Annotated in this window: 12 protein-coding genes and 2 pseudogenes; 8 read left to right on the forward strand and 6 right to left on the reverse strand. The window is 41.5% G+C overall.

Annotated features, from left to right (window positions below):
- The first annotated feature begins 22 nt into the window (after positions 1-22).
- The 4 genes and pseudogenes from CSQ79_RS28830 to CSQ79_RS07495 all read left to right on the forward strand — a co-directional run bounded on the left by CSQ79_RS28830 (position 23) and on the right by CSQ79_RS07495 (position 5,628).
- A pseudogene (locus CSQ79_RS28830) lies at positions 23-738 on the forward strand (PDDEXK family nuclease).
- A 142-nt stretch (positions 739-880) separates the two neighbouring features.
- A complete protein-coding gene (locus tag CSQ79_RS07480) occupies positions 881-1,867 on the forward strand; it encodes a helix-turn-helix transcriptional regulator (RefSeq protein ID WP_099700543.1) in 987 nt (328 codons plus the stop codon).
- 237 nt (positions 1,868-2,104) lie between these two features.
- Positions 2,105-4,645: pseudogene (locus tag CSQ79_RS07485) on the forward strand (TonB-dependent receptor domain-containing protein).
- A gap of 20 nt (positions 4,646-4,665) precedes the next feature.
- On the forward strand, positions 4,666-5,628 hold the full coding sequence (locus CSQ79_RS07495; RefSeq protein WP_099700546.1) for an ABC transporter substrate-binding protein: 963 nt from the start codon (positions 4,666-4,668) through the stop codon (positions 5,626-5,628).
- Between the two features lie 9 nt (positions 5,629-5,637).
- Here the strand turns inward: CSQ79_RS07495 and CSQ79_RS07500 are convergent, their stop codons facing one another.
- Genes CSQ79_RS07500 through CSQ79_RS07510 form a run of 4 tightly spaced genes read right to left on the reverse strand, consistent with a single transcriptional unit; the run spans position 5,638 to position 7,854 of the window.
- On the reverse strand, positions 5,638-6,222 hold the full coding sequence (locus CSQ79_RS07500) for a CPBP family intramembrane glutamic endopeptidase (protein ID WP_502693913.1): 585 nt from the start codon (positions 6,220-6,222) through the stop codon (positions 5,638-5,640).
- A 39-nt stretch (positions 6,223-6,261) separates the two neighbouring features.
- Positions 6,262-7,323 (reverse strand): DUF3326 domain-containing protein, encoded by a 1,062-nt coding sequence (locus CSQ79_RS07505; protein WP_099700547.1) that lies wholly within the window; start codon positions 7,321-7,323, stop codon positions 6,262-6,264.
- A 12-nt stretch (positions 7,324-7,335) separates the two neighbouring features.
- Positions 7,336-7,512 carry a DUF8621 family protein gene (locus CSQ79_RS27520; RefSeq protein ID WP_289500792.1) on the reverse strand — a complete coding sequence of 59 codons (177 nt, stop codon included), beginning with the start codon at positions 7,510-7,512 and terminating at the stop codon, positions 7,336-7,338.
- A 15-nt stretch (positions 7,513-7,527) separates the two neighbouring features.
- A complete protein-coding gene (locus CSQ79_RS07510) occupies positions 7,528-7,854 on the reverse strand; it encodes a 2Fe-2S iron-sulfur cluster-binding protein (RefSeq protein ID WP_099700548.1) in 327 nt (108 codons plus the stop codon).
- Positions 7,855-8,190: 336 nt separating this feature from the next.
- Here CSQ79_RS07510 and acnB point away from each other — a divergent pair, with 336 nt between their 5' ends.
- Both acnB and CSQ79_RS07520 read left to right on the forward strand, forming a co-directional pair.
- On the forward strand, positions 8,191-10,800 hold the full coding sequence (acnB, locus tag CSQ79_RS07515) for a bifunctional aconitate hydratase 2/2-methylisocitrate dehydratase (protein ID WP_099700549.1): 2,610 nt from the start codon (positions 8,191-8,193) through the stop codon (positions 10,798-10,800).
- Between the two features lie 217 nt (positions 10,801-11,017).
- The gene (locus CSQ79_RS07520; protein WP_099700550.1) at positions 11,018-12,211 is read left to right on the forward strand and encodes an endonuclease NucS domain-containing protein; all 1,194 of its coding nucleotides are present in this window, start codon (positions 11,018-11,020) and stop codon (positions 12,209-12,211) included.
- 137 nt (positions 12,212-12,348) lie between these two features.
- Here the strand turns inward: CSQ79_RS07520 and CSQ79_RS07525 are convergent, their stop codons facing one another.
- On the reverse strand, positions 12,349-12,597 hold the full coding sequence (locus CSQ79_RS07525) for a hypothetical protein (protein ID WP_289500793.1): 249 nt from the start codon (positions 12,595-12,597) through the stop codon (positions 12,349-12,351).
- A 154-nt stretch (positions 12,598-12,751) separates the two neighbouring features.
- On the reverse strand, positions 12,752-13,042 hold the full coding sequence (locus tag CSQ79_RS07530) for a hypothetical protein (RefSeq protein WP_099700552.1): 291 nt from the start codon (positions 13,040-13,042) through the stop codon (positions 12,752-12,754).
- 504 nt (positions 13,043-13,546) lie between these two features.
- Between CSQ79_RS07530 and CSQ79_RS07535 the strand changes: the two genes are divergently transcribed.
- Positions 13,547-14,086 (forward strand): DUF7733 domain-containing protein, encoded by a 540-nt coding sequence (locus tag CSQ79_RS07535; protein ID WP_502693917.1) that lies wholly within the window; start codon positions 13,547-13,549, stop codon positions 14,084-14,086.
- The gene (locus CSQ79_RS07540) at positions 14,079-14,969 is read left to right on the forward strand and encodes a DMT family transporter (protein WP_099700554.1); all 891 of its coding nucleotides are present in this window, start codon (positions 14,079-14,081) and stop codon (positions 14,967-14,969) included. The genes CSQ79_RS07535 and CSQ79_RS07540 overlap by 8 nt, the downstream gene beginning before the upstream one ends.
- Positions 14,970-15,253: the final 284 nt, after the last annotated feature.

A 15,253-nucleotide genomic window follows, 5' to 3' on the forward strand; every position in this document is an offset into this window, starting at 1 on the left:
TAGGTAGTCTTGATGGCACCGGCTGGAGCAAACCAAAGCGCTACAACTGGTGGTAACTGGGGAAGCGTTGTCCGACGATTTTCAGCTAGAAGACAAACTAGTAGAGAAATAGGTCAACGTGCGTTGCGTGAAAGTCTAGAAATTAGTGGTTTTATCCAACAGCAAATGTTGATGGCGTCGAATTTTGGTTTGTGTGCAACTGTAAATGGGCAATTCATTGTTAAAGCACCAGATTGGGTTTATATTGAACGAGTTAATCAAGAGTTAGGCGATTGCGCTACGCGATCGCAAGCGCTATACACCAAATCTAGAAAACGACGTTCCCCAAGTCGCGATCAAATTTTTATCTGACACTGATGAGCAAGAATATACGGTAAAGCGAACTTATCCACCAGGAAAATGGTTTTTTCCGAGCAAATTTTGCAGATTCTGGTTGATGTGATTTTTGACTTTAGTGATGATTTATTAGAATTGTATCAACTCGAAAATGGACGTTATGGGTTAAAGCAACCGGATGAAAACGGTCGTGATTGGATTGACTCAATAAATTTATTTCTAGGAACTTGACAAGGTAGAAAAGAAGCGCGAACGGGTTATTGGTTGCGGTGGTGGGATGACGGAGGAAATGCGTTACCTTGGGCAGTAGAACTGATTGAAATTGAACGCTAGCAAAAAGAACGATTGATTGCTTTTTTGCAATTTCAGGGCATTGATCCGAATAATTTGCCCATAGACTAAACTATCGCTTCTCTGCTTATCTTATTGATAGTGCTTACGTTATGCTTTTAAGCAAAAACTTGACTTTTCTTGATAAATAAGAATAATTGCATTTAGCTAAAAATAAATTTGTTTGTTATTGCAGACACGAAAGGAGCCGTCTGTGGCAATTACCCTCTTAGAAAGGGAATACGCGGATTTGTGGTATAACAATCACATTCTAGAATTAGAGCCTTTTGAAACTGTAGAAAAATGCCCTGAGCAATTGGGTAGTGGTTATCAACGATGGATCTTACTGAATGGGATTGATTTATTAATTCACGACTACGAATTTTGTGATGATGTTGTCATAAAGTTAGAGGAAACTTCTGGCTGTATTGAATTTGGATTTCAAGTGTTGGGTCATCACCAATACCCCGATTGTGCGCAGCACAGCGCTGGAAGCTATCGCATCCGTAGCAGCGGTCAAAACTTTGTAGAATGGGGTGTCATGCAAAATGCGATCGCTCAAAAGTCGGCGGGGAAAATTCTCCAAATAGACATTCATCTCGATTCGCCTGAACTCCTACACTGCTTTTGTACATCTGGATCGTCTCTACCTTTAGCTGTTCAGCAGCTAATTGCAGGCAACGAGCAACCTTATGCTCATATCGGTAATATCACACCAGCGATGAAGTTGGTGCTAGAGCAGATTCTTAACTGCCCTTATCAAGGTGCAACAAAGCAAATGTATCTTGGGGCAAAGTGTTTAGAACTGATCGCAATGAAGATTGCCCAGCTGGGAGAAGTTAATCATAAGACTTACCCACGATTAAGCCGCAGCGAAATAGACCAAATTCGGCAAGCAAAAGACATTATCTGTCAAAATCTGTGCGATCCGCCTTCATTACTCTCGCTAGCACGGCAAGTTGGTTTAAATGACTGCACTTTAAAACGTGGATTTCGTCAAATCTTTGGTACAAGCGTTTTTGGTTACTTACACGATCGCCGGATGGAGTACGCGCGTCAGCTACTGCAAGAACAAGCAATAACGATTACAGGTGTCGCGGCGATGGTTGGTTATGCCAATCGCGGACATTTCGCAGCTGCATTTCGCAAAAAGTTTGGCGTGAGTCCGAGTCATTATTTATCGCAACATGGGAATGGGTAATAGAAAAGCACTTAGCCTTTAGCAGTTAGCAGTTAGCAATTCCCTGAAAAGCTAATCACTATTTAATGACCAGTTACCAGTCCTTACGTTATTTTGATTTTCACCTACTTACTTAACAAATTCCGTTTTGGGATCTAATCATTCCGGCTTTGAGTCGCATCACTTCGCAGAAACCTTTAATATTTTGATCTGGATTAATTAGGAAAGTTTTTCAACTTGTGGGTTGGGTAAGGAGTGATGGAGCGATCGCATTTTCGGTTTGTGGCAATAGTCAGCATTGTATCTGTTGTGGGTACGCAGTCAATTTGTGCGCAAGAATTACCAACAGTACAGCAAAATGTAACTACACCTACTCAGTGGCTAGCGCAATCTCAAGCTGTGGTAGAAGTTACAAACGTCGAGGTGACTCAGACTCCTGAAGGCTTGGAGATAGTTTTGCAAACTCCAGCAGGCGAAATATCACTTCCGATAACATCGGTTGTTGACAATGCCTTGATTGCAGATATTCCCAACGCCGTGTTGGTACTTGCTGATACTGAACAATTTCAAGTGACGAACCCAACTCCAGGAATTACATCAATTTCAGTAACAAATACACAAAACAATCAGATTCGAGTTGCAATTTCTGGTGAGACAACTCCACCAGTTGCAGAAGTGATTACCGCAGATCGAGAACTCATATTCAGCGTGACTCCTGAAGCTGATACAGCAGAAGCACCAATCGAGATCGTTGTCACTGCAACCCGTACCGCCGAAGCGGTGCAAAATATACCACGGTCGGTAACAATCATCAATCGCGATCAAATCGAGCAACAAACCGCGTTACGCAGAGATTTGCAAGATATTCTGGCGCAAACGGTACCAGGCTTAGGCGATGTTTCTCCTGACGGTAATACATTTTCGCAACAACTGCGCGGTCGGCGGGTGCAAATATTAATTGATGGCGTTCCAATCAAATCGAACCTTTCAACAGTACAAGCCAGAGATTATCGCAGTATTTCGCCCGATGCGATTGAAAGAATTGAGGTTGTACGCGGACCAACCGCGATTTATGGCGATGGTGGAACTGGTGGCGCGATCAATATTATTACTCGCCAAGCTGGTGAAGAGCAATTTACTTCAACTGCTGAAATCGGAATCGATGCGGCTGCGGGTGGAGGAAACTCATTTTTGACTGGAGATAGTTTCAGTAACTATCTAGAGTACGGATTTTCGGGAAATGAAGGCATTTTTGACTTTGTATTCAATATCTCACGTAACGATGTCGGTGGCTTTTTTGATGCAGAAGGCTCGCGCATTCCGTTTGAAAGCGTCGCCGATACGGAAATATTTAATGTATTTGGTAAAGTAGGAGTTAATTTAAATTCGCAACAACGTCTACAAGTTTCGCTCAATCACTACAACGAAGGCGAAAACAGTACAGTTAGACCCGACGAAAGCATCTTAGATATTCCTGGAATTCAAAAAGCACGGGGAATCACCGTTCCAGATGTCGAATTTATCGGCGTTCCTGGGCGGGGTAATCGTAACACGGTCGCCAGTGTTAACTATACAAACGACGCACTTTTCGGCAGCCAGTTGCAAGGGCAATTATACTATCGTTTGAACTCGCGTGGCTCAGACGCATTCGACTTTCGAGATTTTGGCGATCCGCTCCAGCAACAGCAGTTTGATAAAGAACAGTGGGGCGCACGACTTCAGATTCAAACACCGTTATCGTCAGCAGCAAGTTTGCTGTGGGGTGCAGACTACTCGAACGAAAACATTCAACTTGATTTCAATTTTGGTGATGATGCCGAGTTTGATAATACCCAAGGACGAGTGTTTCGTCGCATCGGCGGCATATCGATTCCTTATGATTTTAGTAACTTGGGATTGTTTGCGCAATTGCAATGGGATTTAAATGACCGCTGGTTAGTCAGTGGTGGTGCTAGGTATGAGCGATTTAACTTGAGTGTAGATGATTTTCAAACTCCTTTTGTCCCCTATCGCAATATCACTGGCGGCGATCTCAGTTTTGACGATCTGGCGTTAAATCTGGGTACTCGATACCGCGTTACTGAAGAAGTGAGTTTGTTTGCAAATTTTGCACAAGGTTTTTCTGCGCCTGATTTTGGGCGTTTACTACAAGGTCCACCCGATGAGTTAACTTAGATTGAAGATGATGTCAATGTGACGCAGCCGCAAAAAGTTGATAATTACGAAATTGGCGTTCGCGGCGAATGGACAAACGTTCAAGTATCACTCGCTGGATTTTACAATGAATCAGAATTAGGAACGCGATTAATCCCTGGTGCAGCCCTCGCCGAAATTGTCCGTGTTCCCGAACGCATTTATGGCGTTGAAGCTACTATTGATTGGCAACCAGGGGGAAACTGGCAACTTGGCGGTACAGCGACTTGGCAGGAAGGTGAATTTGAAGAAGATGACGAATTTTTGGCGATTACCAGCGAACGCATTTCACCGTTGAAACTGAGTGCATACGTTGAACACGAAACTTTACCAGGTTGGAGTAATCGATTGCAGTTACTTCTTGTAGGAAATCGCACCCGCGCCTTTAACGACGGAACCGAAGAAGTTCCCATTTCCGGCTACATCACCTTAGATTACATCGGGAGCATTCAACTAGGACCAGGAACGCTCAGTATTGGCATTGAAAACCTGTTGAACGAACAGTATTTTCCTGTCGCGTCTCAATATCTGGGTGGCTTCTATGAACCAGACAACATCGCAGCCAGAGGACGCACGCTGCGAGTCGGCTATCGCGTAACTTGGTAAAGCCTCAATATCTCCAACAAATGTACAAGTTCCTCCTAAGCATTCTACTGTTCTGCTGTTTTACATCCGCTTGCGATCGCACTCCTAATCCTCTTATCCAAAGCACTAATACATCCTGTCAAGAGATCCAGCACGAATTTGGTCAAACACAAATTTGTGAAACTCCCCAGCGCGTTGTCGCCCTCGATCCGCGATCGCTTGACTTATTACTTTCTCTCGACGTTCAACCCATAGGCTATGCTGAAGATGCCAGAGTTTTACTCAAAACTCCGCAATTTGGGGCGACGATTGATGTTAAATATTTGGGCGATCGCATTACGACTAATCCTGTATACGTGGGGACTTGGCAAGCACCATCACAAGAATCGGTATTAAAACTCAAACCCGATTTAATTCTGTTAGGGTACGGCGGCGAACAATCGCTGTACATGAATTTTTCCCAGATTGCCCCAACACTACCTTTATCGCAAAGCGATCGCCACTGGCAAGAAGATTTACTAACGCTTAGTCGAGTTATGAATCGCGCACAACAGGCGCAACAAGTGATTCAAAACCACAATCAGCGAATTGCAGACACGAGAGCAAAACTGAAGGCTGTCGCAAAACAACAGCTATTACTGTTATCAATCTCAGGATTGGACAGTATTGAAGTCTTTACCGAAGAAACTTTTGCCGGTAATCTCCTCACAGAACTAGGGTTTGAATTAGTAGTTCCCCCACTACCTGTGCGCTATGGTGCAATACCAATTTCTCTAGAAATCTTACCACAGCTAGATGCAGACATTGTCATTGTGATGGCGAGTGGAGATAGTACAGTTTCACAGATCCAAAAACTTTGGGAACAAAGCCCCGTGTTGCGATCGCTTCCGGTTTATCAAGCAAATCAAGTACATTTTGTTGACTATCATCTTTGGAGTCGAATCACAGGACCAATTGCCACTGAGTTGATTACTAAGCAACTCCAGCAAATATTAAGTATATAATCGCGTTACTTACCGCGAGTGTTCCCACTTCCAAAAGTAGCTAGAAAATAAATTTGTGATGACGTGCGCCACAATTGGTACTAGTAAGTTACCTGTATACAAAGCACTACACCCTAGCAAGAATCCTACCGCTGTTGCCCAAATAACATAAGGCCATTGCTCAGTTCCACTAAGGTGAAGAACGCCAAAACAAAGGCTTGATACAATCACCGCAGCTAGATTCAAACCGAATGCGGGTAGCATGACACCACGAAACAACAATTCTTCGCTGAGTCCTGGAAGTAGCCCTACCCAAATTAAATCAGCCCAGTTTAAAGGCTTGAGAACCAATTCCAGGTAAAAATTGGCACTACGGCGATATGCTGACCAAATGCGGTAAACTACCCAACTTGCGATCGCAATTGTTAACGCGACAGCAAACCCCTTCAGCAAAGCTGTTATGGTAAATTGCACAGGTAGTAAAGCAAAATTACCAAATTGCAGCCATAGCTTAGAAACAATTAATAACAACAACGCGGTGACACCCATAGCAATTAAGATCTGGGTACGCGACAAGGGCTGAATGTTCGGGTCAAAATTTTGTTTTTCGGTCACTGTCTTAAAGGGCGAAGGCTTGTACCTGACATCGTTATGTTATGTCGATAAGTGATACATCGATGAAATAACAGGGCTAAGTGCAGTAGATGCAATTCCTGCTTTGTGAGTTGCTAAAATACCTATTGCTTCTAGGTAAGAGTTTACACATATTGTTTTCAATCCTAAAGGTTCTGGAGGAACATAAAGTTGTGTTTGATTTTCTTGTACTGTAACGATTTGCACCTTTGATTGACTAAGACTTAAAACTGCGCTACCACCACAAGCAGTTGCAGGAATAATCACAGCGTCAACTTGATTTACCCAAATGTCATGTGGCGCCGATTGATGTTGTGACGTAACGAACTGTGGGGCGCGGCTTAAGCCTACAAGTACACTAGGTAAGAAGGTATAGCCAATTTCTTCTGCAGCAGAACGTGGTGAGATATCAGGATCGAGGGGTAGCGGTAACAAAGCGGGTGCATGGGCACAAGGAACCTGAAATTCTCGGACAATTAAGTGGCTAATGACAGCTTCGGCACCCGCAAGCGGGTCAATACCTTTGCCGTGACGATATTGTTGTAGTGCAGGACTGTCCATATCATCAGGAAAACGGGCAACAACAGCGATCGCGTCTACTCTTGCTTTGCTAATTAAAGTCTCTGCTGCACGCAGTAAAGTTCCCGAGTTTTGAATCGTACCCCAACTTGTCCCTGAATCTGAAGTACGTAATTCTACGTTTATTGGCGTATCAGTAACAACATAATCGAGTAAATTGAGTCCAAGAGTAGCACGGGTTGCATCTGCAGCTTGAAGTTGTCGTAGTTGTAGATCTGGCTCAATACCTTGGTCTAAGATTAAACCGATACGGTTTTGATGCACCGGACGCAAACCCCAGTATCCTGCAGCAAATTGATCGAGTCCATAGCCTTCTACATAGAAAGCATTAGGCAAAGACCAGTATAGTTGTGCGCCATTGAGAACATTTGGGTGAGTAATCAGGCGATCTGCAATTGAAGCGATCGCCCGCGCTACTGGTATAGCATCTCCGGCATATCCACCAATTGCGGCACCAATACCAGTTGGTATAATTAAGATAACAGTGTAAGGACGCTGGTTCACGCAGGTTTTGAGTTAATCATCTAAAGTAACAACGGCTTCGACAGTAGCTGTTTGTCGCTGGAGATCCAAAGCTGTAATTGCCCAGCGCAGCGGTTCCCCTGATAAGCGTAATTCTGCCTCAATTACTTGAGAAAGCAGTGCTGGAGAATCGTGAAATTTGACTTCAGTGGTAATAAAATGCGTAGTCATTTTTACTTACCCTTATTAACTGCGTTGAAACTGACCAAACTGTAAGTCGTACACTTCGTCTTCCTTTTCTGTCTCAATCTTTAAATTTGAGCGTGGATAGGAAACACAGAGTAAGGCGTATCCTTTTTGCTGTAGCTCAGGACTAAGACCCATACCGTCACCTTGTTCTACAGTACCTTCGACTAGTAAAGCAGCACAAGTAGTACAAACACCTGCGTTGCAAGAACTAGGCAGATCTAAACCAGCGGCACTTGCAGCACGTAAAATGATTTTGTCTTCGGGGACTTCAATTGTATGCGTTTGACCTTGGTGTTGAATTTGAACAGTATAAGTTTGAGGCATAGACTAAAAAACCGTTTTACTAAATGCCGATTGAACTACGTAATGTCAGCCATAATTTATTACTAATAAGTCATTGTATCCTGAGCAATTAGCTATTGGCTTGTTAGGGCTGAGTAAGCCTTGCACCATAGTTAACCCATGACTTCTATAGAAAAGAAAACGCCCAGCATCTTTATTCAAGCTACCGACTTTCAGATCGTGGAGTTCAGCTAATAGCTAAAAGCTAATCACCAATCGCTTTTTTTGATAGACCGTATCATGGTCAACTGTAATTGTGGTCATGCGGCGTTAACCTTGCACTAAAAAGACAAAATGCCTGATTTAATGGAGATGAGAATGCTGGAAGAATATCAGCAACACGTTGCCCAACGGCAAGCGATGGGAATTCCCCCTTTACCTTTGGACGCCCAGCAAATAGCGACTGTGTGCGAACTACTCAAAGCACCACCAGCAGGGGAAGAGGAAACTTTATTGCATTTGTTACGCGATCGCGTTCCTCCTGGGGTCGATCCCGCAGCATATGTGAAAGCAGGATTTCTGACGGCGATCGCTAAAGGTGAAGCAACAAGCCCGTTAATTTCTCCCATCTACGCAGTTGAACTGTTAGGCACAATGATGGGTGGATACAACGTGCGATCGCTTGTTGAGTTTCTCTCTAGTGATGATGAAGCATTAGCAATTGCAGCAACAAAGGCTTTAAGTAAAACTTTGTTGGTTTATGACGCTTTTCACGATGTTGAAGAATTAGCAAAAACAAATTCCCGCGCCCAAGAAGTTATGCAATCATGGGCAGATGCCGAATGGTTTACAGCACGATCGCCTTTAGCAGAAGCAATCACTGTCACAGTTTTTAAAGTACCAGGCGAAACCAACACTGACGATCTTTCACCGGCTACGCACGCGACGACACGCCCTGATATTCCCTTACACGCGCTAGCAATGCTAGAGTCACGAATGCCAGATGCGTTAGATACAATCGCCCAATTAAAGCAAAAAGGACATCCTTTAGCATACGTTGGTGATGTTGTTGGTACAGGTTCCTCGCGAAAGAGTGCAATCAACTCGGTATTATGGCACATTGGGCAAGATATTCCTTACGTACCCAATAAACGTGCTGGGGGCTATGTTTTAGGAAGTGCGATCGCGCCAATTTTCTTTAACACTGCTGAAGATGCAGGGGCTTTACCAATTCAGTGCGACGTCACTCAGATGGAAACTGGTATGGTTGTCACCATTCATCCTTACAAAGGTGAAATTACCAACGAAGCCGGAGACGTTATTTCTACCTTCAAACTGAAACCCGATACAATTACTGACGAAGTTCGTGCAGGTGGGCGTATTCCGTTACTTATTGGACGTACTCTCACCGACAAAACGCGCATGGCAATGAAATTAGAACCAAGTTCTGTGTTTATTCGTCCTCAACAACCAACAGATACAGGCAAAGGTTATACTCTCGCCCAGAAAATGGTAGGTAAAGCCTGCGGATTACCTGGCGTTCGCCCTGGAACATCGTGCGAACCGATCATGACAACAGTTGGTTCTCAAGATACCACAGGACCAATGACTCGCGACGAACTCAAAGAACTCGCCTGTCTCGGCTTCAGTGCAGATTTGGTGATGCAAAGTTTTTGTCACACTGCAGCTTATCCAAAACCTGTAGATATTAAAACCCATCACGAACTTCCTGATTTCTTCTCCTCGCGGGGTGGTGTTGCTTTACGTCCTGGAGATGGCATTATTCACTCATGGCTAAATCGAATGCTGTTACCCGACACGGTAGGAACAGGCGGTGACTCGCATACGCGTTTTCCCTTGGGAATTTCTTTTCCTGCTGGTTCAGGATTAGTTGCGTTTGCGGCGGCTTTGGGTGTGATGCCATTAAATATGCCAGAATCAGTTTTAGTGCGGTTCAAAGGTGAACTACAACCAGGCGTGACATTACGCGATATCGTTAATGCGATTCCCTATGTTGCCATGCAAAAAGGGTTACTCACTGTTGCTAAAGAGAATAAGAAAAATGTTTTCTCTGGACGCATTATGGAAATCGAAGGCTTACCTGACTTAAAAGTTGAACAAGCATTTGAATTAACTGATGCGACAGCAGAACGCTCTTGTGCAGGTTGTACAGTTAAATTAAGTGTCGAAACAATCTCTGAGTATCTGCGTTCTAACATTGCGCTGATGAAGAATATGGTAGCGCGGGGTTATCAAGATGCCAGAACAATCATGCGTCGCGTTGCCAAGATGGAACAATGGCTAGCCGATCCAGTACTTATGGAAGCGGATGGAGATGCGGAGTATGCGGAAATTATTGAGATTGATCTCAACGAAATTACAGAACCAATTGTTGCCGCACCCAATGACCCCGATAATGTCAAGTTGTTATCTGAGGTTGCTAACGATCCTGTACAAGAAGTCTTTATTGGTTCTTGTATGACGAATATTGGTCATTACCGCGCTACAGCTAAAGTACTAGAGGGCGCAGGTTCAGTACAAACTCGATTGTGGATTTGTCCTCCTACCCGCATGGATGAAAATCAACTGAAAGAAGAAGGCGTTTATGGCGTCTTTGGTGCAGCGGGGGCGCGAACAGAAATGCCTGGTTGTAGTTTATGTATGGGGAATCAAGCACGAGTTGCTGATAAAACAACAGTGTTTTCTACCTCTACAAGGAACTTTAACAACCGCATGGGTAAAGATGCACGAGTTTACCTCGGTTCTGCTGAATTAGCCGCAGTTTGTGCGCTACTGGCACGAATTCCCACAGTAGAGGAATATATGAATATTGTGGCACATAAAATTCATCCATTTGCAGATAATTTGTATCGCTATCTCAACTTCGATCAGATTGCTGGTTTTGAAGATGAAGGAAGAGTGATTCCTCTAGAAGAAATGCCCAAAATTGAGGACATTTTAGGGATTCCCGCAGGTACATTATCTTAAATAAAACTAGGGTGGGCATTGCCCACCTTCACAGCATCAGCAAAATTTTACACAGTAATTGTAATTGAGTTTTAATTAGAGACAAATCACATGGATGCAGCCTTCGTGTAGGATAGAACTCAAAGTACACAAAGAAAAGAAAAGTAAGGGAGGCTGTAGACAAGTATTTCTAAATACTATCTTGGGAAGACAAGATTTGTCTAATGATTGAAATTTTATGCCTTACTTAAAAGCAAAAAAATTAACAGCTAACCTTAAAAGATTTGATAAAGAATCAAATAAAGCTAATCGTAAACTAATATATATTGGTGGAGAAGTTCGCTTTCAATCAGAGATAGATTTAGAGAATTACATAGAATCTATTTTTCAAAAAATATTTTCAGATTTAGTTTTAATTAGACGTCAATATACTATTAAAGCACAGCGATGCGATCTATTATGTTGTAATAAATTAAGTAAGCAACCAGTTATAATTGAACTAAAAAATGAAGAGGACAGAAATATAGTCTCTCAGCTAACTCGGTATCGTAAAGTAGTTTTGCTAAATAAACCTTTCGCAGAGCAAATAGATTATTCGTTGCCAGTAAAATTGGTAGCGATCGCACCTACCTTCCATGAGGATAGCTATTGTGACAAAGAATCCTCTAAGTTTGAGAACGATTTTTATTTTTGGGAATTTAGCATTGAAGTTCATAATAATTTAGGTCAATTTAAACTGCGCGAGCAAACTTATAATATTCCTTATCCTATATACGGTTTACCAAATAGCATACCTAACTCAGAGTTACGCAATCATTTACCAGCTTTTACTTCTAATTTTTTAGGTAAACTGCCTAGAAACTATCATGATAGTTTTATAGCTTTACGAACGCTACTTATATCTCAACCTAAAATTAAGGAAATGGTTAGTAGTAGCTATAATAAATTACTATATGGTACTGGAGAAGGAGAAAGTTATAAAAAATTAGCAGAAATAACTAACACAAGCAAAGGAGTATTTTTATTTCTTTGGTTGCCTGCATGTGTTAGAACAAATATAAAAATACCAGTAGCAAGGTTTGGTTTTATTTTATTGGAAGGAAACAGTCCTTTGTCTCGAGATTCTCTGATTGAATGGGTAGTATATACAAAGAGTAACTTTGTTCTGAGAGATGAAATAAATGACGATACCAGATTGTCTTTTAATAGACATGGTATGTTGAAATACTGCGAACCTAATTTATATCTTCCACAAGCATCTGATTTTTCAAAAAATACATTCCGGCTACTTGTATATCTTTTGAAAGGAATTAAACCACCAATTGATGAGGCTACTTTAGAATGGTGGAAATCATACAAAACGCAAAATCACAATACTTTGGGATGGTATATAGACTTAGCTATTAAAACTTGGAACTATAGAGTCAAGTAAGCTGTTAAATTATACAACAGTATATAAATAGAGAGATCGTATACAAGTTTACTACCACAAGTGCGATCGCATTACTAAAACTTTTTAACGTTAGCCAAACCAAAGATATTTTTTATGCATATTCATTGTTAGCTTTCTTAATTTGTCCAAGAAGAAACTTGCTCGTTATTAACTGATACAATGCGATCTAACCGAATCTTGGTTCCATTATACAATTGCAAAAATTCGGCTTTATTTGCCACATAAACATCTATAATTCGACCTTGTACTTTTACTAATTCACCTGATGCATTTTGGTACACAATCTGGCATTCTTTACGCAAGGTGGCTAATGCCTCTAACTGATCGTGAAAGCCACAATCAACTGGAACATAGGCGTCCATCATTTAGCTCTCTAGACTAGGCTGATATCTTAAATTATATTGGCAAAAACATCAGCGATCGCCTTCTATTAAACTCATCCCTTAATTCTCCTTCCTGACGATAAGATACATTCTCAAACAAGAGGTATAGAAGCGGGTTAGTTTCTGGTCAATAATGCTAAACCAATTCTCGATCGAGAAAGGTTTCTGTCTCTTCTTGTTTGTCTCTAATGTAGCTAAATACTCTTGCTGTAAACAGTGCATAAGCAATAGTCTGAGCATAGATATCTACAAAGCTATAATCTTGTTTGTTATCTGCAGTCAGTTGCAGTGTTGGCAGTAGCTCTCTTTCAGAACTTTCTAGCAGTTTATCCAAAGATTCGTCTGTCTTTTCGGCTACATAAACTTGAGATATTGCTGATTTGATACGACGTGCAGCTTCTCTAAATTTGATGGCTAGTTCACTCACAGTTTCTACAAGTTTGTAAAAACTCCTTTAACAAAGGAAACCGAAGTGCTGTTTTTGACTGCTAGTGGTTTAATTTCAATCATGTATTCAATTCTTACTCATTGCAATTTATAATTTGCCATGTGATTTCGCTGTAACCTATCTTCACTAGTGATATGTAACAATAAACACATTAATACACCATAATCTTAGACGCAGTGTGCGAACAAAGTTACTCGTTTTTAATTGTCTGTACCTTAATTAATTGACATCTCTTTTAAAACAAAATACTTGATAGTAAATAATATAGATTGCTTTGTATCGTATTTATAAATAATAAAAATGCCCTCAGTACAATCACGGTAAAAAATAAATCAGAAAAATTGCGGAGAATTGATCTACCCTTTAAAATAGCAGCGAGGCAAAAGCAGAAAATTCACTGAAATTGGATGAATAATAGCTAAAAAATCAAAAACTGACAAATCAATTAAGTTGCTGATTCAACTAAAGATAATGTAATTTTTTATACTTGCGGCAATTCTCATGATTTCAATTACAGAACGCCTCATTGTTGAAAACCTACTATTTTTCACACTCGCTACGTCTTTTTTAATTTTCGCAGGTTGGTTGTGGCGACACGCTAAGCCTTTTAGCCTTCCTCAACCACTGCCAAACTGGTTTCAAGCTTGGTTAACAATTGTCATAGGATTGGGAGTACTACTTCCATTAGTAACAATGTTGTGGGCAGCGTCGCAAGGCGATCGCATTGTTGTGCTAGTGCTTATTTCTTATTTTGTCATGCTATGTTTGCAAATTTTATCTGAAAGCTTGACAGTAAACCGTTTTCAATCTTGTGTATGGGTGACAATTCCTTGCTTGTACTTACCCTATCGTCTTTGGCAGCTCTATAGCGGATTAATATTGATAAATAGAGAAAATGGCTCGTGGATACAAGGAATACTCATCTTTGAGATGGTTTTATGGACATTCAACTATGGCGTACACTTATCGCAAATTCCCTGGCTATTGCGCTGGGAGTCTTCTCAAAAAGAATTAAATGTCTAACTTAACGGGTGAATTTGCTGCTTTATCTGCTGCTTTTTTGTGGGCGCTGGCTTCAGTTATTTATAGTCGTGTTGGACAATCTATTCATCCACTCGAACTCAACTTATTTAAAGGCGCGATCGCAGTTGTTCTCCTTCTTTTCACAATTCTCATTAGTGGCGACGTACTTCCAGCACTGGCGTTTAATAATTATTTCCTCTTAATCCTTAGTGGAATGTTAGGCATTGGCTTAGGTGATTCTGCATTCCTCACGGCGCTAAAATACCTTGGCGCACGCCGTACTCTACTCATGGAAACTTTAGCACCACCCATGACCGCAGTTTTGGCATTGCTCTTTCTTCAAGAACAATTGAGTTTAGCTGCATGGTGTGGTATTATAACTACTATTCTAGGAGTGGCGTGGGTATTAAGCGAAAGAGTACCTAGCACTAGCACACATCACTCAACACATTTATTACGTGGTATCGGTTTTGGAATTTTAGCAGCGATCGCCCTCTCTACAGGTGCAATACTTTCCCGTGCTGTCTTTACAACAACAACATCTATTAGTTCCTTGTGGGCTGCACTGCTGCGCTTGAGTGGTGGCTTACTCATTTTAATACCGTGGGTGGGCATAAAACGACGTTCTCAGGTGAAACTTCCCTCACTCCAAATTACAGCCGCAATTTTCTTGGCGTCTTTTGCTGGTACTTATCTAGGAATTTGGCTACAACAAACCGCTATTAAATTTACCGCAGCCGGAATTGCTTTAACACTGACAAATACTAGCCCTTTATTTGTATTACCAATAGCCGCAGCAATGGGAGAACACATTAGCCTAAGAGCGATCGCTGGTGTTGGAGTTGCGATCGCCGGAATCGCCATTTTATTTTATTTGCAATAATTTTGAGTAAATAGCATTTAGTACTCAGCTTGAGATGTCACAAAAAGAAGCGATCGCACATATTTTAAACTAAGTAGGCAAGAAATAACTTAGAATTCCTAGCACAGTAATTCTCCTTAAAACACTTGATGAATCTGCAAATAATGGCTACTAGGATAACAATTGCGATCGCAAGCGCGTACCGTAGGTAATCGTGCATTATCTCATCATACTCAACGCACTCTCAACTGCACAGCTCCCACTTGAATTATCTTGCGAGCAACATTACAATCTTTTTGTTAATG

Origin of the sequence: Gloeocapsopsis sp. IPPAS B-1203 (assembly GCF_002749975.1) — a bacterium.
In the GTDB taxonomy this organism is placed as follows: Bacteria; Cyanobacteriota; Cyanobacteriia; order Cyanobacteriales; family Chroococcidiopsidaceae; genus Gloeocapsopsis.

Bases quoted from the DNA above. Each gene is read 5' to 3' on its own strand.
- CSQ79_RS07495 (WP_099700546.1), top strand. From the start codon at position 4,666: ATGTACAAGTTCCTCCTAAGCATTCTACTGTTCTGCTGTTTTACATCC.
- CSQ79_RS27520 (WP_289500792.1), bottom strand. From the start codon at position 7,512: ATGACTACGCATTTTATTACCACTGAAGTCAAATTTCACGATTCTCCA.
- CSQ79_RS07510 (WP_099700548.1), bottom strand. From the start codon at position 7,854: ATGCCTCAAACTTATACTGTTCAAATTCAACACCAAGGTCAAACGCAT.
- acnB (WP_099700549.1), top strand. From the start codon at position 8,191: ATGCTGGAAGAATATCAGCAACACGTTGCCCAACGGCAAGCGATGGGA.
- CSQ79_RS07520 (WP_099700550.1), top strand. From the start codon at position 11,018: ATGCCTTACTTAAAAGCAAAAAAATTAACAGCTAACCTTAAAAGATTT.
- CSQ79_RS07525 (WP_289500793.1), bottom strand. From the start codon at position 12,597: ATGATGGACGCCTATGTTCCAGTTGATTGTGGCTTTCACGATCAGTTA.
- CSQ79_RS07540 (WP_099700554.1), top strand. From the start codon at position 14,079: ATGTCTAACTTAACGGGTGAATTTGCTGCTTTATCTGCTGCTTTTTTG.